The organism is Nitrosococcus halophilus Nc 4 (assembly GCF_000024725.1).
In the GTDB taxonomy this organism is placed as follows: domain Bacteria; phylum Pseudomonadota; class Gammaproteobacteria; order Nitrosococcales; family Nitrosococcaceae; genus Nitrosococcus; species Nitrosococcus halophilus.
This window is the reverse complement of sequence record NC_013960.1, coordinates 833,931-854,861: the sequence shown is the minus strand read 5'-3', so window position 1 is coordinate 854,861 and position 20,931 is coordinate 833,931. Positions and strand designations below refer to the sequence as shown.

Annotated in this window: 13 protein-coding genes; 8 read left to right on the top strand and 5 right to left on the bottom strand. The window is 47.6% G+C overall.

Annotation, left to right across the window (positions count from 1 at the left end):
• The first annotated feature begins 252 nt into the window (after window positions 1–252).
• The 6 genes from NHAL_RS04120 (at window position 253) to NHAL_RS04095 (ending at window position 10,882) form a co-directional block, all read left to right on the top strand.
• Window positions 253–1,719, top strand: a complete 1,467-nt coding sequence (locus NHAL_RS04120; protein ID WP_238985435.1) for an efflux transporter outer membrane subunit — start codon at window positions 253–255, stop codon at window positions 1,717–1,719.
• A 41-nt stretch (window positions 1,720–1,760) separates the two neighbouring features.
• Window positions 1,761–4,259 carry an FHA domain-containing protein gene (locus tag NHAL_RS04115; RefSeq protein ID WP_013031906.1) on the top strand — a complete coding sequence of 833 codons (2,499 nt, stop codon included), beginning with the start codon at window positions 1,761–1,763 and terminating at the stop codon, window positions 4,257–4,259.
• Between the two features lie 74 nt (window positions 4,260–4,333).
• Complete coding sequence (locus tag NHAL_RS04110; protein WP_013031905.1) at window positions 4,334–5,710, top strand: beta-barrel domain-containing protein; 1,377 nt, start codon at window positions 4,334–4,336, stop codon at window positions 5,708–5,710.
• An 81-nt stretch (window positions 5,711–5,791) separates the two neighbouring features.
• Window positions 5,792–6,544: a peptidylprolyl isomerase gene (locus tag NHAL_RS04105; RefSeq protein ID WP_013031904.1), complete on the top strand. Its 753-nt coding sequence runs from the start codon at window positions 5,792–5,794 to the stop codon at window positions 6,542–6,544.
• 28 nt (window positions 6,545–6,572) lie between these two features.
• Window positions 6,573–9,623: a peptidase domain-containing ABC transporter gene (locus NHAL_RS04100; RefSeq protein ID WP_013031903.1), complete on the top strand. Its 3,051-nt coding sequence runs from the start codon at window positions 6,573–6,575 to the stop codon at window positions 9,621–9,623.
• Entirely contained in the window at window positions 9,620–10,882 is a 1,263-nt protein-coding gene (locus tag NHAL_RS04095; RefSeq protein WP_013031902.1) for a sigma-54 interaction domain-containing protein, read from the top strand. The genes NHAL_RS04100 and NHAL_RS04095 overlap by 4 nt, the downstream gene beginning before the upstream one ends.
• Before the next feature lie 21 nt (window positions 10,883–10,903).
• Here NHAL_RS04095 and NHAL_RS04090 read toward each other — a convergent pair whose 3' ends face one another.
• The gene (locus tag NHAL_RS04090; protein WP_013031901.1) at window positions 10,904–11,683 is read right to left on the bottom strand and encodes a PP2C family protein-serine/threonine phosphatase; all 780 of its coding nucleotides are present in this window, start codon (window positions 11,681–11,683) and stop codon (window positions 10,904–10,906) included.
• Window positions 11,684–12,361: 678 nt separating this feature from the next.
• Here NHAL_RS04090 and NHAL_RS04085 point away from each other — a divergent pair.
• Window positions 12,362–13,681: an autotransporter outer membrane beta-barrel domain-containing protein gene (locus NHAL_RS04085; protein WP_162010818.1), complete on the top strand. Its 1,320-nt coding sequence runs from the start codon at window positions 12,362–12,364 to the stop codon at window positions 13,679–13,681.
• Window positions 13,682–13,789: 108 nt separating this feature from the next.
• Here NHAL_RS04085 and NHAL_RS20920 read toward each other — a convergent pair whose 3' ends face one another.
• From NHAL_RS20920 to NHAL_RS04070, 3 genes are all read right to left on the bottom strand, one after another.
• Window positions 13,790–16,414, bottom strand: a complete 2,625-nt coding sequence (locus NHAL_RS20920) for a caspase family protein (protein ID WP_013031899.1) — start codon at window positions 16,412–16,414, stop codon at window positions 13,790–13,792.
• A 391-nt stretch (window positions 16,415–16,805) separates the two neighbouring features.
• Window positions 16,806–18,080 (bottom strand): serine/threonine-protein kinase, encoded by a 1,275-nt coding sequence (locus NHAL_RS04075; RefSeq protein ID WP_013031898.1) that lies wholly within the window; start codon window positions 18,078–18,080, stop codon window positions 16,806–16,808.
• Window positions 18,081–18,125: 45 nt separating this feature from the next.
• Window positions 18,126–19,022 (bottom strand): alpha/beta fold hydrolase, encoded by an 897-nt coding sequence (locus tag NHAL_RS04070; protein ID WP_013031897.1) that lies wholly within the window; start codon window positions 19,020–19,022, stop codon window positions 18,126–18,128.
• Between the two features lie 137 nt (window positions 19,023–19,159).
• Between NHAL_RS04070 and NHAL_RS19620 the strand changes: the two genes are divergently transcribed.
• The gene (locus tag NHAL_RS19620; protein WP_162010817.1) at window positions 19,160–20,650 is read left to right on the top strand and encodes an FHA domain-containing protein; all 1,491 of its coding nucleotides are present in this window, start codon (window positions 19,160–19,162) and stop codon (window positions 20,648–20,650) included.
• A 49-nt stretch (window positions 20,651–20,699) separates the two neighbouring features.
• On the opposite strand, the gene NHAL_RS04060 is transcribed toward NHAL_RS19620, so the two are convergent.
• Window positions 20,700–20,900 carry a hypothetical protein gene (locus NHAL_RS04060; RefSeq protein ID WP_013031895.1) on the bottom strand — a complete coding sequence of 67 codons (201 nt, stop codon included), beginning with the start codon at window positions 20,898–20,900 and terminating at the stop codon, window positions 20,700–20,702.
• Between the last annotated feature and the right edge of the window lie 31 nt (window positions 20,901–20,931).

Sequence of the window (20,931 nt, the reverse complement as noted above, 5' to 3'; positions counted from 1 at the left end):
TTCTATTGGAATGAATTCTGCATATGTACTTAAGAGCAAGTTACAGGCCCAATGATGTTATGAGTCTCAAACAAAGCAAGCGGTCAACTACCATAAGCAGTACGGCTAGCTAAAAATTTTACTTTTTGTTTAAGTTAATTCCTTGATTAGCTGATGTATTATACTTTTAACTTACGGTGGCGATATGGCTGCCTTAGTCGCAAGGATACCCCCCCTAGACAGGGGGATGTCCCTATGCGGGAGTGTAAAGAAATGCGGGCCCCAACCCAAAAACCAGTGATTTATCGCTTCTTCCCCCGCGGTTATTCAGAGCACCGAAATGGTGTGCTTAATTCTATATTGCTATGGCTGATTGCCGGCATGGGTTTAGTTATTTTGCCCTCTTGCGCCAATTTGGGCGGCCCAGCCTACCAACGTCCGGAACTTCCCGTTAAAAAGGAATGGTCGCGGGGAAGCTCTACAGCAGAAACAATCCGCTTGGATTGGTGGACCGCTTTCGGTGACCCCTACCTTAACAGCCTGATTGAAAAAGCGATTGCCCAAGGTATTGATCTTAAAATATTAGCTGCCCGCAGCGAGGTTGCAGAAGTGGCCATCGAGCAAGCAAGAGCGGGAGCACTACCCACCGTCAATTTAGGGTTTGGAATAAACACCCAGAAGGTTACCGGGCAATCTTCAACCACCCAGTACAACGCCGCCAGCGCGCTGAACTGGGAACTGGATATCTGGGGCAAATTTAAAAAGGGGGTTAAGGCACAAACGGCTGCTTATAAAGCCACTGAGGCGGATTGGCGAGCAGGATATTTAACGTTAGTCTCCAATGTCGCCACCTCCTATTTCCAAATTCGCCAATTCGATGAACAAATCCAGCGACAGCAAGCCTACTTGAACCAGAATGAGGAAATCTTAGCTATCTATGAGTCCATGCACCAAGAAGGGCTCATTCCCGAAACCCAGATATTGCAACAGAAAGCAGAAATTAGCCGACTGAAAACGGGTTTATTGGAACTCAATCGCTTACGTACCGTCACTGAAAATGCTCTAGCCACATTGCTTGGGATTCCCGCCGGTGAACTGCAAGTGCCCCGTAGTTATCTGCAGGACAGCGTGGACATCATTGGCGTACCCTCGGGTTTACCGGCAGACCTCTTATCGCGGCGGCCCGATGTCATCGCTGCAGAATACCGCATTCTTCAGGCACATGAACTCTCTGGTCAGGCAAAGCTAGCTAAGCTTCCTTCCATCACACTGACGGCCAGAGGGGGCACCGCTAGCTTTGAGTTGACTGATTTAATGAAAATGTGGACTTTTGGAATCATGCCATCCATCAATTTCCCCATTTTTGACCCCAATATTAATGCGCGAATCAAAGTGAGCGAGGCTGAAGCCAAAGTGGCTGCAGAGGAATATCGTCGCACCGTATTCCAGGCCTTTGAAGAGGTTGAAAATGCACTCACCAATTTGGCAAGCCGGAAAGAGCAGAAAAAAGAACTGGAGCAACAAATCATTGATCTGAGAATTGTCTCGGATCAGATTCAGGCCCAATTAGAGGAAGGCTTAATCTCTCAACTGCAGGTCTTTGAGATCCAACGCTCCTTGCTGGCGGCAGAACTGGCCATGCTCAGCAATTATCAACAAATTCTCTCCAGTACTGTCACACTATATAAAGCACTGGGAGGTGGTTGGCCAGAGACGGATATTCAGCAATCCCTCCAATAAGGTGAAGTCCTCATTACAATCATTTTTATAGTCAATGACCTATGTATGCTGTCGCCGAAAAAAAATTAAATATTGCACTCAAGCCTTTGTCTCATCCCGAGCTAGGCAAAATTCTTGTGGAAGAATCCTTGTTTCCTATTGGCCGTAATGAGGCGCCTTTTTCATCCTACCCACGGGATTTGGTTACCGCGCTTTCCCGACGCCATGCGCGAATTTTTAAAGAAAATAATAGGGTTTATCTTGCTGATCTTGGATCTCAAAATGGGACCACTATCAATGGTAACCCTATTTGCAACACGCCCATAGAACTTCATGCTGGTGACCAAGTATGTTTTGCAGGAATACTGACTTATCAGGCGGATATAGTCCAATATGACTCTCCCCATGCTGCACCCGAATCCACAACCCCTTCGATTCGCCTCACTCTTGTGCCACAACGGACAGATATTAGCCTTGATCCCATTGTGGTTTCCCAGTTGCCATTTTTGGTTGGCAAAACCAATGAGGCTTTTCTGCGATACAAGGATCAATATCCACAAGAAGTGAATTTCCTCTCTCGGCGTCACGCCCATTTCTTTTTAAAAGAGGGTGATCTCTACGTTGAAGACCTAGGAAGCACTAACGGAACCTTTGTCTCAGGCAACCGCCTAGATGAACATGCCAAACGCCTTAAAAATGGCGATACAATCGCTTTTGGTGGAAATCATTTTGTTTACACTGTGGCCCTGGAAGGCGCTGAGGATCAGGATCTCAAAACATCCGATCCAATCTCATATTCTACAAACAAGATCGATCAGGTCCATCCAGAATCAGCAAAAACAACCTTTGTAGCCTCCGCAACTTCTTTTTTAGATATTTTTTGCATTGACGAGGAAAAAGCTAGCAATCAACCTGAAAAGGGTGAAGAGAACAGTTCTGCTAGTGCCCAGTCTCCCCAACCTTCTGCCCAATCCCAGCCGTCAAAAAGCGCTACTCCACGATGGTTTAGGAAGGCAAAAATCTTTCTTTCAGAAATACATAATGAGTTTTCAGAAAGAGACCCCAAAAAACAAAAGCGATTTCGCATCATTTTAGCAACCGGCACTGGGGTGCTTATTCTGGCATTGGGCACTTACCTGACCAGTGACCAGCAACAAAAGATTGAAGAACTGGTCGAGCAGGGCCACTATGGAAAAGCGGTCTCTCTAGCCAACGAATACTTAGAAAAACATCCAGAGAATAAGGAAATCAAAAATCTGGCAACAGAAAGCCTGCTAAAGTCCATAATGCCTGACTGGATAGCGCAACTTGACAAGCATACCTTTGCAAATGCCAATGAAATATTAAAGCAGGCTCAGTATCAAAACCAATTTAATAGCGATCTCCTATCTATGCTGAAGCTATTAGACTGGATCGTCGATATGGAAGAATTTATTTATAAACGTGGCGGCCTCGATACACCGATTATCATTTATAAACATGAAGACTCAATCAATGCCTTAATTGAGCGGTGGGATGCCGAGCGGACAAGCAACCGTCGTTTAATGACCCATATTCTCACTCTAGTTCCTGAATTTGAATCCCTATACAACCAAACCTTTAGCTCTCTACGAACCCTACAAAACGAGAAAGCAACTTATCTTACCGCACTCGAGAAACTAAAGGCCACCATAAAAGAAAAGCTTGATTCTAATAAGGCAAAAGAGCTTAAATCCATCTTGAGGGAGTTTTCTGATAAATATCCTCACATCGCCGGTATTGAAAACCTGCAATCTGATCTAGAAAAGTACCTCATGATCCAAGCGGACATCGGCAACACCAACCCGATCCGGCTTTCCAAAAAGATGACAATGCTAGCCCTCACTACCCCCCCATTCAAAGAAAAGTTAGCTAAGTTGCAAGCTGCCGTCATGCCACCTCCCAAAATCAATGAACAGTTTCAACAGGCGTCTGAAGCTTGGCAATCAGGGCAAATACGGCAGTCATTATCATTGCTAAAAAACTTAAATCAAGGGGAATGGGCAGAATTAGCCGCCCAAAAGCTACAACGGAATACACAAATCCTTCGTAATTTTCTTGCCTTAAAAGAGGCACAGGAGAGCGATAATTATAGAGAGCGTTTATTTACCTTCTATAATTCTCTGGATCCTGAGGAAGACGTCTATTTTTCACGTCTTCTTGCCGATGACTTTCAATACCATAAGGAGAAAGCTCTGGCTAAAGCGCAACAAACAATAGCCAAAGCCCAAAAGCAGTGGTCAACTTACCTGGAGGAAGGGAGAATTCAGGGCATTCATCGACTCGAAACTACTATCTCGGATGCTTTCAGAATCCGGTCTCGCCTGTTAACCCAGGCTCATAACCATTTAGCCGAAGTCATGCATACTTATAACCTAATACAGCTTGATTTCCCTGCTGAGGACAAAGCCCTCTACCAGAAAATTATCCGAGAAATTAGATTACAACGGCAATCATTAAGGGAATTAAGCATGGTATTAGACCATGCCTTGCTAGAGGCCAAACTCAAGCTTATTGTGGAACCTTCTTATAGTAATAAATAGGATAATGCGCCACAAAGCTATCATTACCGTTGCAACCCTTCATTGAGAACATAAAGCTACCATCAGAGGCGACTATGAGTTCAAAAGAACGCAGCTATAAAAGCTTTCCTGAGGCTCTAGGAGAACATAGTACCGAGGGTATTGCCATACTGACCTCTGAGCCTTCGCGTCTCATGGGAGCCACCATCGGTGTTTTGGTCGCACTGCTGCTTGCCGGTATCATCTGGTCTTTTGTGGGGCGAGCAGATGTGATCGTCACTACCCATGGTTCCCTAAGTCCCGACTCTGAAGCACGCCGATTTTATGCTCCTATTGGTGGTGAAATCGTTGATATTTATATGGCTGAGGGACAACCCGTACTCAAAGGCGATGTCCTCGCCCGCCTTAACGCACGGGGAGCCATTGAGGCCGCGACAAACGCCCTGGATGCGGAACTCAAACTTGCAGAAATAGAGCGGGAATACAAGGCATGGCCCGAACGAAAAAATCTACGCATGCGTCAAGCCGAAGCCCTTAAGAAACAAATTGCTATTGCTGAAGAACGCCATCAAAAACGGGTATCGGAAGGCCTAAGGAAATTGGCTGAGGCCCAAAAAGCAAGACTAGAAGAAGCGCGAGGAACACTTGATAAAGCAGCAAGGCAACTGGAAATCGCCAAACGGGAATGGGAAAAATATAAGCGACTATTCAATAATCCCGGGGGGGGAGGCGTTTCAAAAAATCAGGTCGAAGAAAAGAAAAGTGATTATCTTTCCGCTGCAACCAATTATCGGGTCGCTAAAGCGCAGTTTGGAAAACTAGATTATGAGTTGAGCAATGAGTATTCACAAGCCAAATCGGAATTAGAAGGAAGCGATCAAGAACTCATTAAACTTCGAATCGAATATGAGGCCCTACTAGATGATATCAAGCGAGAGGAAAACCGACTACTCATAAAGCTTCGCGGCGCTCGCTTGGCTGCAGAAGCAGCCTCGCGGATTAAATTTGAAAACATTGACGAAGATAATTTTCTACGTATTCTGGCGCCGGTTTCCGGTGTCATCACTGAAGTCACCTACACACAAATCGGAGACAAAGTCCAAGCCAATACCCCCCTAGGCGCCATTGCCCCTGAAGAGTCGAGAGCCATCCTGAAAATTGAGATTCCAGAACAAGATCGGGGGTTTCTTGAAGAAGGACTACCTGTGAAAGCCAAATTCAGCGCTTTCCCCTATCAACGCTATGGTGCGATTGATGGAACACTAGAGTATATTTCGCCAGCAGCAAAACCCTCCTCCCAAGATAAAAATCTCGTGTATACAGGCCACATAGGGTTAGAGAAGACTTATTTCTCTATCGAGGATGTTGACTATCCCCTACGGTATGGAATGACCGCCACCGCAGAGATCGTGGTCCGGGAGCGACGTTTGATTGATTTAGCATTAGATCCTTTCCGGAAGGTGGCGGGCTAATAGACAGTACTTAAGAACTTTTTAATTTGGGGTATTGATAACACTGAGTCCCCGGGTTTCCAAGAGAAATGGAGGCACACCATGAAAGATATCGTAAGAATTGATGACGAAGTCATCACTGCGGATGCTTTTCTAAAAACACTCAAACTCACTGGACGATTTGAAGAGCTTATTGAGGAAATGGTTAGAGATAAGCTCAAGGTCCACGCCGCTAAACGGCAAGGAGTTTCCTTAACGACTGATGAGATCCAAGAGCGGGCCGATCAATTCCGGCGTGTCTACGGTCTGCACCGGGCTAAAGACATGAACCAATTTCTTGATGCTATTGGCGTTTCTTTAGATGACTTTGAAAACTTCATTATTGAGATCCTCTATCAAGAAAAGATCATGGCTAAAGTCTGTAGTGACGATGCCATAGAAGAATACTTCCGGATGCACTCGCCAAAATTTGAAAGTATTGAACTGGGTCATATTGTCCTTGACTCTGAGGGTAAAGCAAAAGAGATTTTTTCCCTTCTCGAAGAGGAGCCGGAACTTTTCCCAGAATTAGCAAAAGAGCACTCTATCGCAGATACCAGGGACCACCATGGCATGGTTGGCAAAGTGCTGCGAGGTTCATTGCAAACGGATATTGAAAGTAAAGTTTTCAACGCTCCTGTTGGCGAACCTCTTGGCCCCTTTGCATCCAGCGATGGCTCTTTTTTTGAAATTTTTCAGGTGACCGCCAAACACGAAGCTAAACTTGATGAAGAAACGAAGTCCGAGGTACGTCGTTTAGTCGTGGATGATTGGTTGTCTACTCAGGCTCAAGAACACCGAATAGAAGCATTATAATCTGCCTACGGCTAGAAGGAGTCCTTTTGTGAGTAACGAAGCCCTCGTTGAGTTCCTTTCTTCTGTCGAAATTCTCTCTGTCTTTAGCCGCTCGGAGCTAGAAGAATTAGCGGCGCAAGCCGAAACAAAATTCTTTGATCTTGGCGATACTGTCTGCAAGGTCGGTGACACCAGCAGTGGTCTCTATATTGTCAAGTCCGGGATGGTCCGCATTTTTACCGAACAGTTAGGAAAGGAAATTAGCATGGGGCTGAGAAAACAAGGGGATGTTTTCGGCGAGATTGCGATTATTCGGGAATATCGGCATGAGTCCTCGGTGCGCGCCTCTGCAAAGACAGAGATTTTATTTATACCCCGTGAAGCATTCTTACCCCTCTTAGAAAAGAGCAAGGATACGCAAAAATTTATAGCCAGTTATGTGGCGATACGTTCCGCAGGAGGGTTTATCTCCCAACTTTTTGACCTGCGGAAGAAGGTTAATCAGAGCGAGATTGAGAATTTAGTACGCAGCGTTGGTATCAAACGGGTAGAGCCTGGGCAAATTATTCTCGAACAAGACTCCCGCAAAGATCGACGACTATACGTTGTACGCCAAGGTGAAGTAAGTATCCTTCGGGAAGAACATGGTACCGAGTATCATCTTGCCACCTTACGCCAAGGAGATATTTTTGGCGAGAAAGCTTGCCTGTTGCGACAAGAACAACCCGTTTCCGTAGTTGCTGATACTGATACGACTTTATTAGTCATCCCAGAACAAGCTGCCCACTTTATGTTGGAGCGCAATCCCAAACTCCGAGAAATACTTGAGGAGCGGATTCAATTTACCGAACGGGAATTACACCGCCAAAGAAAACTCGCCGAGCGCCGGAAGCGCCCTTTAATGCTTGATTTACATTCAAAACCAGGACGGGGCGAAAAAATTATCCGGCGTTTTCCCTTGGTTGAACAAGCCGAAGAGATGGACTGCGGGGCAGCTTGCCTATCAATGATTTGTAAACACTATGGCATCCCTATCACAATGGGGAAACTACGTGAGATGGCGAACGTCACCACTGAAGGCGCCACTTTAGATAGTATAGCTCGAGTCGGTGAAGCACTTGGCTTTACTACTCGCGGAGTGCAATGTACTTACCAGTCTCTCTTGGGTTTTGAGCTGCCATTTATTGCCCATTGGGAAGGTTATCACTATTTCGTTGTCTACGGTATTTCCGATGAGCATGTTTGGGTTGCTGATCCTGCCGTAGGTTTCCGAAAATTCACAGTAGAGGAATTTGAAAAGGGTTGGAGTGGCACCTGCCTACTATTTACGCCAGGCACAGACTTGGTGCAGGCTGCAGCTACTCGCTCACCCTGGGTTCGCTTCATTAGATACCTCAAACCCCATAAGAAAATGCTGGCCCATATTTTTTTGGCCACCTTCATTATCCAAATCCTTGGTGTCGCTCCCCCCATTATTATTCAAAATATTTTAGATCGGGTAGTGGTACATCAAAACATTGATCTCCTCCATTTACTCATTGTAGGTTTAGTCATCACCAATATTTTTATGCAGCTGACATCAATGCTGCGTGCTTTTTTATCTAATTTTATGATACGCAAAATGGACTTTGCGATGATGTCAGAATTTTTTAAGCATACCCTTTCTCTGCCCATCTCTTTTTTCTTTAAACGTAAAACCGGTGATATCTTTGCACGCTTCCAAGAGAACCAAACTATACGGGCATTTTTAACCGAATCGACCATCACCACTGTTCTTAATCTATTGATGGTTTTTATCTATTTCACTGTCCTCTTTTTCTATAATGTCAAGATGACCTTAATCCTTATTGGATTTGTCATCCCATTATTGATTTTAACCGTTTCGGTAACGCCAAAACTAAAAAGATACGCCCGTGAAGCCTTTGCTACCTCTACCGAGTCGGAAGCAATTCTCATGGAAACGATTGGGGGAGCAGAAACCATCAAGGGTATGGGAATTGAGCGGCCGATGCGCCTAAAATGGGAAAAGAAATATGCGCATTCCCTTGAGGTCCAGTATCGGGCCCAACAGTTTCAAATTCTAGTAGGCCTTGCCAGCCAACTTTTAAATGCTGCCACAACAGTAGTTATTTTATGGGTAGGCGCCAGTCTTGTCCTGGCCCAAGAACTGACCATCGGTCAATTGATTGCCTTCAATGCCTTGATGGGCAGTGTCATGTCCCCATTGCTTGGGCTTGTGGGGCTCTGGGATCGGCTTCATGAGGCCGGTGTGGCGATGGAACGACTGGGGGACATCCTGGATATGGAGCCCGAACAAAAGCCCCAAGACTTACCTTCACGGGTGGTGCTTCCAGATTTAGAAGGCAATATCCGGTTTGAAAATGTTTATTTCCGTTATGGGGGTAATGAAACACCCTATGTGCTTGAAAACCTCAACTTTGAAATCAAGGCGGGGGAACTCATCGCCATTGTCGGCCATAGCGGCTCAGGGAAGACAACGCTTGCCAAGATTTTAGTTGGCTTCTATAGCCCCACAGAGGGCCATATTTTTGTCGACGACTATGATATGGCGGTAGTCGATAAAGAGACTTATCGAGCCCAAATCGGTTATGTGATGCAGAACAATCTGCTGTTTTCTGGCACCATTGCCGAGAATATTTCAGCGGGTGACGAAAACCCGGATCGCCGGCTGATCGAAGAAGTGGCCAAAATGGCCGATGCCCATGGGTTTATCAGCAAAATGCCCTTGGGATATGAACAGATCGTGGGGGAACGGGGGGTAGGCCTCTCTGGGGGGCAAATTCAGCGTATCTGCATTGCCAGAGCCCTCTACCATGATCCTCGTTTGCTCATTTTTGACGAGGCAACCTCGGCGTTAGATACCCAATCCGAAAGTAATATTTTAAAAAGTATGCAAGAGATCCTTAGGGGGAGGACGGCAGTGGTGATTGCTCACCGGCTTAGCACCATCATGCGTGCCGATAAGATCTTGGTCCTCTATAATGGTGCTATTGTCGAACAAGGACAACATCAGGAACTGGTGAACAGGAAAGGGATGTATTACGAACTCGTTCAGAAACAAATGTCAGGCGGAGCATGAAGCTATACAATCTCAAGGGTAGTTCGGCTATTTCCTATGGTGGTCTCATCGAGAAGATCGAAATTCTGCGTTCCACGCTGCGATGGGCGACTAAGTTAGAGCGTCCCGAGATACAAAAACTCCTCAGCCAATGTAATACTTTGCGCGATGAAGTCATGCGACTGTCACATAAAGAACGTTTCGTGACTGCCTCGGCCACTGCTGAAGCGCGGGTAAACCTACCGACTAAAGAACGGCGGCAAGCCTTAATAGATCGCAGCTTTGTCTTTGAAGGTGTATTTGGTGAAAGTCCAAAGCTCTTGGAAACACTGGAAATTGCTGAAAAAGCAGCGCCGACGGATCTCCCCGTACTCATTGAGGGAGAGAGTGGTACCGGGAAGGAGTTGTTGGCGAAAGTTATCCATGCCAATGGAAGCAGGGCAGATAAACCCTATATTTCTGTCAACTGCGGCGCAATCCCACAAGAGTTGCTCGAATCTGAACTGTTTGGTCATAAAAAAGGCGCTTTTACGGGGGCAACCTCTGACCGTAAAGGAAAATTCGAGAGTGCCGACGGGGGAACTATCTTTCTAGATGAGATAGGTGAGCTACCCCTTCATGGTCAGGTCAAACTGCTTCGGGTACTACAATCCAATGAGGTCCAACGGGTCGGTTCTGACGAAATCATCCAGGTAGACGCTCGAATCGTAGCAGCCACCAACCGAAATCTACGGGAGATGAGTCAGCAGGGAAAATTCCGTGAGGATTTATTTTATCGACTCAGTGTCATCCATGTTACCCTGCCCCCTTTGCGAGAACGTCAAGATGAGATTGCATTACTCTTTGAGTATTTTATTGATGAGGCTGCGGAGAAACTTAACCGCCAGCCTATCAAGATGGCGTCGCGACTCAAAACATTTTTATCAAACTACAGCTACCCTGGCAATGTTCGAGAACTGCGCAATATCATCTTCCGCCTCTCTTGCCTAGCCGGTGAAACCGCCGATTATGAGCATTTACCCGATTATATTCGCCCCCAAAGCGCATCCTCCCAACCGGTGGCTATTGACAAGCTAGGGACAGGAAGCTCTCTAAGCGAGGTCAAAAAGGCAGCCAGCGATGAAGCTGAAAAACTTTTCCTTGAAAGGAGTCTTCAGGAGATGAACGGTAAGGTGACAGAGCTTGCCAAACGAATTGGAATGAATCGCTCCCATTTACAGACCCTTCTAAAAAAACATGGGTTAAGTGCCAAAGATTTCCGTTCCAAAAACCAAGCGTAAGAATTTTCAACCCTCTGTTCTTTATGGGTTTGCTATTAATGGATTCAAGAGGGTTCTAGTTCCATCCATTTGATCTTCGGCAAGTACCACCACCACAGTCACATTATCTCTTCCCCCTCGCTTAAGGGCGAGATCCACTAACATTTCAGAACTTTTCTGGTAATTTTCCTCTCTCAATATTCCCCCAATATCTTCATCGCTCACCTCATTATGGAGACCATCACTACATAGCAGAAAAACATCACCACTTTTGACTTCTAAGGCCCCCCTGTCCAACTCCAGGGTATCAACCGCACCAACCGCCCGGGTAATCGCCCCTGCCGAGGGATGATTTTGGGCTTCCCTCCGGTCAAGCAAGCCATGGCTAATAAGTGCTTCCACATGGCTATGATCATGGGATAGTTGCCTCAACCCTCCATTGCGAAAAAGATAAACCCGGCTATCTCCCGCCCACAGATAGATACAGCGCTGGCCGTAGCCAAGCAATACAACGACTGTGCTACCGATGACTCGTTCCTGGCGAGCAGCGGCTTCTTCTCGTAAACGGTGATTAACCTCTTGTAAACGACGTCGAACTTCTGCCTCGAGTGCTTCTAAATTGGACTGGTACGGCATCTCAGCCAAGGTACTCACTACCATCTGACTGGCGACATCGCCAACGGCATGCCCCCCCATCCCGTCTGCAACGGCCCAAATACCATAGTCGCTTTGCTCCAAAAATGAATCCTCATTAATTTTGCGGATTTTACCCTTGTGGGTTCGGGCAGCTGAGCGCCAATGGAGTGCGCCTTTATTGCTCATAGAAAACTTCACCTATCTGAGAAGGTACTGAAATGTTTATTGAATTTAAAATTAAATAATAGATGATTAAAAATCAAACGAATGAATCTAAATCCCATTAGGAGCTAAAAGGTCTGATCTTGCTGGAAGCAAAAGAGGCTTCAATGCCTATTCACCTGTCTATAGCGACTGATGGGACACCCCTGTTTTTATGCATAATTAATGCCAAAAAAATCAAAACTCATTCTAATAGCGCTTTGAACTCTGTGATTCACAAAATCTCAATAAAAAGACAGGATCTTAAAAACCCCATTGCTAATTGTCGCCATGGGAGAAACGCTCTATGATGGCGAATGCTGAGTATTTTGGTTTTTCTAAAGGATAAAAATAAATCTCATGGCATCAAAAAGGAGCCGGTAGTATTCTTAAAATGCCTTTTCTCACCTATGATAAAGAGGAAAGGTAAGAGACTTTTTATACCACTGGCTCGTTCCAAAATACCAGCTATTCTATAGGTAGGTGCTGACTTCACCTAGAGGGGGTGGCTGTTGATCAATAGCAATTCCAGCCATCAACGATAACAATAAGGGGGGAACAATGGTTAAATTTGACCCACCTCTAGCAACAGCAAAAAGAACTATGTTAACCAACGTTTTTTTTCATACCTCTACTTCTAAGGACTCCCTATCTGGGGGGAAATTGCAAAAATGCTCACCATCTTGGCTTTTACCCCAATTAGGCACCTTGGTAGCCCTCGCAGGACTGTGCAATCCAGCCCAGGCCCAACTCCAAATACCAGAACCACTCGCCCCCGGACTCAATCCAACCCAGTCTAATATGGACAGGGTCATCCGTATTGTCTGTCCCCAAGGGGTTGCTGGCCAAGAGTTCCAGGAGCGCTGTAATGCTTTGGTGGGGGGCTCCCAAGAGGCCCCCGATCAAGTCCGTAATGCCCTACAACGGGTATCTCCGGAACAAATTATCAGCCAAGGCACCGAATCAACCAAAGCGGTGCGGAATATGCAGTTCAACCGCCTGTTTGCTTTGCGCACCGGCGCTCCTGGGCTCCTAACCTATAACATGGAAGGACAACCTACGGCTGTTTCCTGGTCCCCCGGCCATGGGACGGGTGGCGCAGCAAGCGCAGACGGCTCGGACATGTGGAGTCGCCTTGGAATTTTTATCAATGGCCTAGGCGGCTTTGGTGATGTGGACTCCACCTTCAATCAACTCGGCTTTGATTTCGAGAGCTCAGGCGTTGTCGCCGGGGTGGATTATCGCTTCACTGATAACTTTATTTTAGGCCTGGCCTTTAATTACCTCAACACCGATACCGACTTCGATCGGGAAGGGGGAGAGTTAGACAGCGATTCCTATAGTGGCTCCATTTACGGAACCTTCTATGCCACCAATAGCTTTCATTTGGATTGGGTCGCCACTTACGGCGAGATCAATTATGACTCCATACGTAACATCAGCTACGCTGTTCCAGGCGATGTCGTCAATACCCAGTCCACCTCCTCCCCAGACGGTGATCAATTCAGTGCCGCTATTAGTGCAGGCTACGATTTTTCCCTCAATGCCTTAACTATCAGCCCTTATGTGCGCGGTGAATATATCAATCTTGAAGTCAATTCATTCAACGAACAGGATCCTCTCGGTTGGGGCGTACGCTACTCAGACCAAGATATTGAATCGGTCACCACTGTGGTAGGCACCCAAATTGCCTATGCTATCAGCACCCAACATGGGGTGGTGCAACCCTTTATCCGGGGCGAATGGTTCCATGAGTTTGAAGACGACAGCCGAAATATCTCCACCACTTTTGTACAAGATCCTACCCGGGAACGGTTTAACATCGTCACTGAAGGCCCCGATAGAAACTTTTATACCTTTGGAGTAGGTGTATCAGGCACCTTTGCCAAAGGAGTTTCAGCCTTTTTCAATTATGATGTCTTGCTAGATCGGGAGGACGTCTCTAGCCACATGTTCATGATCGGCGCCCGCATGGAGCTGTAAGGCCTTATTCTGTATTCCAACGGCCATTTTCGGGATTTTCTCCTGCCGCTTCTGGAATATGAAGTGGCAGGAGAAACCCAGATTTTTACTCTTGCTTACGCCTATTCCCTATTGGGCATAGGCAAACAACCGAGGCTTGTTCTCAGCAGCTAACCGCGCCGGAAAGAAGAAAAATTCTCCCGCCTCGTGTCCGGCATATTTTATCGGTACATACTGGGGATCCTGCTCCACCCCCAAGGCATCCGCCGCCCGGGCGACACGCTTTTGTATCTCATTGTATAAGCGAAAACCTTCAAGGATATCGTCATTCTCCTGGAGCACTTCCAAAAAAGCCTTTGCAAAAATAGAGTGATCCCCCGCGCCTGCATCCAGAACCGGTTTAAGGCCGCCTGATGTCAAGGCAATGCGCGCTTTAGTCTTGGCCATCACTTTAAACCACTTTATTTTAGTTTCTCCTGACATTCCAGTCTGTAAGCGGGCAAGGGATGAGCGAGTTAGCGCTCCTGAATAGCAGGAGTCCGCAACCACCAATATATGCTTCGCAGCCATCACATTGAGAATATCGGTAATAGCGACATTAGAGATCCAGTTGGCGCTACTATCCGACTCAGAATCAACGGGAAGCCAATAACCTCGTAAATTGGCACTCTCCAAATGACCATGCCCGGCATAGTAGAGAAGGAAGTTATCCTGTTCCGTCAGTTTCTCCCGCAATTCGTTCAGGGCGGAAAGAATGGCGTAGCGATCTGCGTCCAGTAACACCTTTGTTTTGAAACCATACTTTGACTGCAGTATATCGGCCACAACCTGAGCATCCTCACGGGCCGCCTTCAGATCGGGAAGATGCTGGTAGTGGTTATTACCAATGATCAGGGCATAGTAGTTGCCAAAATCAATAGCTTTTAGCTCTTTCGATCCCAACCCAGAGGACTTTTCCCTCTCCGCCCTTTGGGCTTTAATGGTTGCCGGAACAATGGAGAAATCCAAAGCGGTACGGTTTCCGCCACTATCGATGGCGACAATGCTTACCGGTGTTTCTGGTCGTTGTATGGGCAAATGCAGCTTGAATAATCCGTTTTTCCGCAACTCCTGGGCCTGGTCATTAATGCGAAAAGATAAAAGATCATCTCTTGGCGTCACCTTGCCAACAAGTTCTATCTCCGATACGGCAGTACGCAAGAGGGCACTTAAATTGCCGCGGGTAGCCGACAAGGGGGGTTCAATGATCTCGATAGAAGGCCCTACCGCTGATGTCTCTACGACGGCAGCCATTGCTGAGGCTTCCGGAACCGTCGCCTCCGCCATCAGTTGCTCAATTTTTTGCTGCTGCTGCTCAAGCTCACGCTTTTGCTGCTCAATTCTAGCATCCCGACGGGATAACTCTTCTTCCAGGGCCTTGATTTCTGCGTAAGCATCTTCTTGGCCTGCCACTAAATCACCCAGTTGACTCTGCAATATCCTGATTTCTTCGTTGCGTTCATTCAGGGCAAGTTGTAGCTGCTGGGTGTTATGCTGTTCCTGGCGCCATTTTTCTGCTAACTTCGAACGCTGCTCTTGGAAGGTTGATTCCAATGAAGTGATATTGTCTTTTTGAGTGTTAACCACGCTTTGAAGCTGATTTAATTTTGCCTTGAGGCGCTCCACCTCTGCCGCCTTATCTTTCCCAGCGGCTGCCGCCTCGAGGCGTTCAAGTTCCGCCTTCATCCGCTCACGTTGAGTTTGCGCTGCTTGGAATTCAGCTCGTCGTTTCCCAAGCTTTTCCTGGGTCTGTTCCAAGACCTGGCGCAAATCAGCTGTCTCCAGTTGCTGCTGCGCTAACTGCTCAATTAAACGCTGTTGCTCTTGTCGTGCTTCCTGTAACTGAGCCTGTAATTTGGCACGGGTTTCCTTATCTAGTGTGTCCTTTGCTTTTTCCGCTGAGGGAGTTGGAAGCAGACGGCCTTGCTCTTCAAGCTGCTTTTGCTTCAATAAGATCTCTTCCTCAAGCTGCTTTAATAAGAGCTCTCGTTCTTGCTCGGCTCTTTGCAACTCCGCTTGACGACGCTCCAGGATTTCCCTGGCTTCGCGCAGCCGGTCCTGCAACTCGGCAACATTTTCCTTCAGCCTTACGGCTTCCTCTTTCACTGCCTGACGCTGCGCTGCTTCAATTGATGAAACGAACTCTAACTCCCCCCCCGTCAGCCCGGAGGCTCTCCGATACCAATTCATGGCAGTGGTAAGGTCCCGCGGGACCCCAAGACCCGCCTCATAGAGATAACCCAGATTGATCTGGGCTCGGGAGTAACCTTGGGCAGCAGCCTTTTGGTACCAGCGGAAAGCCAACTCATAGTCCGCCTTTACGCCCAACCCTTTTTCATAAATCTCACCAACATAAGTTTGGGCCGCGGGATCACCCTCTTGGGCCTTGGGAAGCCAGATTTTCAAGGCCGTGGCATAATTTGCCCGGTCATAGGCCACATACTCCCCACCCCTGATTTCACAATCTATGATGGTGGTTTTGATCGGCCGACGGGCCGTCAGATAAGTAAACTGCCGTCCGAGTTTTCTGACCTGTCCGGGAAGCAAACAGTCAACGACCAACAATTCCTCGGCGTTACCAGCGTTAGCCTTTGTCTCCTGTACCGATGCCGAGCCTGCGGCACATCCTCCCAGGAACACCCCTAAGGCCACGATCAACGTTAAAACCGGCGGGCGTAATCCCTTTGAAGAAAAGGCAATAAGTCTCGGCGCCATCGCCACCAATAACGAAATTTTTCTGCAATGAAATACGCTTAGCACAGCGGGAACCCCGCTTTTAATGGATAGAGGTTTAAAAGATCAATCACCCTTTTATCCGGGCAATCAGCCTGACTTTAAATCCAGTACGTTCACTCAAAAGAGGCATGCATTTTCTGGGCCAATAATTGCTAGCCATTCCCAACCGATTGAAGGATAAAGATATTAAACAACTCCCCCGTAGTTGACTGCAAAATAAATGAACTTCTATTCGGGAAATGGTTGGATAATGACAAACACTAGGCGATTAGATGATACCCAAAAACTAGGCCTCTTAAATTTAAGGGAGATCCTATCCACAGATTAGTTCCCTCTTTCCCTAGAGAAAATAATAGAACAACCGCTCAGTCTATTCATGTTTTTGTGACTTCAGATTTTCAATTTTCCGGAGCCCCTTTTGGGCCTGTTCATTATCTGGATCAATTTCTAGCACCATTTTGTAAGCTTCGTAGGCATTGCTGCCCGGAGGTTCCGTTAATCGCCCCACTGCCGCGTGGACTTCAGCAACATTAAGCAGGTGCTCGACTCTTTCCTGATCTTGAGATTTTTTAGGAAATACTTCCACCTGCTTTAGAGGTTCGTTGGATTGAGGCCCTATCAGGGAGGGAGAAAGAAAAAGGTAAATCCCCAAAAAGACTAAAGCCAACAACCCGATCCCCATCGCCCAGCGCCTAGCCCTGTAAGTTGACGATTTCTTCTCCGAACTAGGCTCAACCAATACCCGAGTCCCTCCCGGCATTACTTGGGTGGGGGACCAGCGTGAAGTCCCGGTTTTTTGAGGTAGTTCCTTCTCGGAAGGGCCAGACAAATGATCAATGAAGGCGATTAATGCCTCCGCATCCTCAAATCGGTCATGGGGATCTTTAGCCAACAAATGCTCTACAAGGGGCTGATAGATGGCAAACTGGGAAGGTAAACTGGGGATAGGGCTTTGCGCATGCATCAAAATCGTAGCAATCGCATCATCTCCTATAAAAGGTTTCTGGCCCGTCAGCATCTCGTAGAACACCACTCCTAGGCTGTAAAGATCGGAACGTCCATCCAGCTTTTTGCCCGTCGCTTGCTCCGGGCTCATGTATTCGGGTGTTCCAACACAGAAACCCACCGCAGTCAGCTGAGTGTGGGCGGTCAGTGGTTTAGCGATACCGAAATCAGTCAGAACTGCAGTGCCATCTTCCTTAAAGAGGATATTGGCCGGCTTGACATCCCGGTGAACAAATCCATGAGCATGGGCATAACCCAAGGCACTGGCAACTTGGCGGATAATCTTCAAAGGGCAGACCACAGGGGCTTGCTGCTGGATACGTTGCTTAAGATTGGCTCCGCCAAGATACTCCATAGCCATATAGTAATGGTTACCAAAACAACCGACGTCATACACGGTGATGATACTCGGATGGCTTAATTGGGCGACAATCTTCCCCTCCTTTAAGAACCGCTCACACAATGAATGGTCGATATCAAGGGGAGGCGTCATGATCTTAAGGGCAATCTTTCGCTCCAGGGACTCCTGGATAGCAAGATAAACCTTCGCCATCCCCCCCTGACCAATCATCCTCTGGATCCTATAACCAGGAATTTTCAGGGAAGAGACTTCTTTCGCTTGCTCCTCGGAGATGCTCATCGAATAAGATTCCATACTCCGCCATCTTCATGGCGCAAATTTGACTTAATGGCTTGACATCGTCTCAAACACCATTCGGTAATCCCTTGAGCGAAGGGCAGCGAGCACAGACGGCCAAATTGCCTTCCAACAACAAATATGATCGAAATCTGCTAATAAATGTAGCTTAGCATGCTTCTGTCGAGACACAGCAGAGCGCACCATAGGGGGCAAAATATTCTGGTCCCGCTCACCCAATAAATGAAGTTGAAAAATGGCAGGATTAAGGGGCGGTTGTTGGCTTGGGTTAATGGAATCCCAAAGAGGAGTATACCCATGATGCTGTGCCCAAGCCGCTGGGTTAAGATTACCAGCAATGGTCACGACTGCTGCCGTTTGCGAAAAGCGCTCAGCAAGCAACATGGCTAACGCACCGCCCCCACTATAACCGATTAAAACCAGCTCACTAAAATTACCTGTCGCTAATACATGGGCAAGCGCTACCGCCATACTCTCCACCACCTGAGGGGAATATCGGCCATAGGTCCAAAGCTGGGGAGTGCAAGGGGGATCCCTAGCCAAACCATGGTAGCAGGGCCGCCCCAAATAGACGCTTGGAACGGTATCTTGGGCCATCAGTCGAAGTGCTAAGGGGTTTCGCGGAGTGGGATCCCTGGAGATCCATCTTCGCTTAATCCAAGGTGAACCATCACCGTCCAGATAAACATGGAGGGTTTTCCGTGGTTGCCCCAAATGGCGGGTGTAGATAACATGCCGAAACTCAGCCCCTGGTATTACCTTGCGAGTCATCCCCCACTCGCGAGCCTTGGCATCGAGACTCTGGGGGGGCGAAACAACGCAGCCCATAAGGAATAAGAATAGCCCCATGAGGGGAAAGAACTTGACCGGCATAGGCTGATAATTCTCTCCTAAGGCCAGAGGACTCATCTTGCCGGTGATCATCAAAGTATACCTCCGCCCCCTCTCTCATTTTGCTGGGGCTATGCTTGAATACATTGTCTAGTCCCTTACCCTGGATAATAAAGGGGAAATGAGAGATGGCAAAATGCCTAGCTAGTATAATGCAAGGTAACGGAAAAATGGCCAGATTAGTGAATACCTCAGTATTTATTCTTACTTTTTTGCTTTGGGCTAGCAGCCCCCCTGCCTCGGCCGCAATCGAAAAAACAGATATTATCCTGCTCCTGGAAAATTCCCAAAGCATGCAGGAAAATGACCCTGAATTTCTTACCCAAAAATTCGTCCTTAATTTCATCAATGGGCTAAGAGGCGATTCTCAAATCGCCATCATCCTTTTTGATGGGGGAACTTCTGTCGCGATGCCCTTAGTCCCTGTTTCCCAGAAAACACGGGATGCCCTGGTCACTAATCTGGATAAACTCACCTATACCGGCCGCTTTAGAAATAGTGCCGCCGGAATGGAACGGGCACTCTACGAGCTTAAAAATTTTGGCCGTCCTGAGGCTGAAAAAGCCATTATCTTGCTGACCAATGGTCCCATCGAGACCGGTGATGAAAAACGGGACCGTGATTTCTCAAGATGGATGCAGGAATATTTAGCCCATGAAGCCGCAGAGGCAGGCATTAAGGTATTTGGAATCGCATTTACTGAGGCGGCTGATTTCCATCTCCTCCAGATCTTAGCCCATACCACGGGGGGAACCTATTATCGGGCCCCTCAAGCCGTTGACCTTCAATCCGCATTCAACCGAATTAGAAAGGTCATCACCCCTACCAGTACAGCCCCAGCAGCGCCTGCCATTGATATTCCAAAACTAAAAAAGGTAGAGCCCCCTGTCCCTGAATCTACAGAAAGCCCCCAAGCGCCGTTGGGTGCTGAAAACCAGCTTCCCTCTCCCCCCCAGCAAGACGCTGAAGAGGGTACCTCTCCGTCCCTGGGGGATTTTCCGTGGTTGCAGCCCTATGTGACCCGGTTAAAGGCGGAGTGGAAATGGATAGCCGCCATCGCTGGTCTGATGCTGGTCGCCATTTTCATCGTAACAGCTTTGCTCAAACGCTCCCGGCAAACTACCGCTCCTTTCGCCCCAGCGGGCAACGACTCCAGGAAATACATTCCCCCTGCGCAGCTCGAAGGTCTGACCCGCCCCTCCCACTACGATATTACCGGCAAACTTGCTTGGATTAGCAGAGCACCTGGAGAAAACTCCAAAGATACAGCCACCATTTGCATTCAGGATGATGTGATCAGTCGGGACCACGCCCTTATTCAATACCGGGATAACGCTTACTGGATAAGCGACCGGGGCAGTATCAACGGCACCTTTGTCAACGATGAAAAGATCACGGGAGAAAGGGCGTTGCACGATGGGGATCGAATTCGATTCGCCAAATACGAATTCAGGTTTATCCTGCCCCATCGTACCGATATGGCGGATACCATGCTCATCCAGTCAGACCACTCGGATGATCGCACCGAACTCATTGACTTAGATGACAGGACCTCCCCTCAGCCAACGGCACCATCTTCCGACAACGCCCCTCCCCAGGATGACGATGACGAGGAGGCCACCATCATTCGACCCGTTCAGCACAACGGTCCCCACCGCTAAAACAACAACAAATGCTGTATCCCCGAAGTAGGGAAGCAACCTTCGAGAATCAGGCTTTCCGCCCAGAAGCGAAGGCCCTTCTGGCCGCCAATGAGTTGGTTAAGTTAAAACCAAGACGTTCCGAAATGCTGCTAGGCTGGCTCTGCTGGGGATTGAATCGAAATCGGGTACCACCGCCTACTACCGCAGTCATTGCCTTCTGATCAAGCTCTACACTTTCCGGGAGATCCTTAATGACGATATGAGCCATAATGATATTCCTCATTGTCGCTTTGAACTTT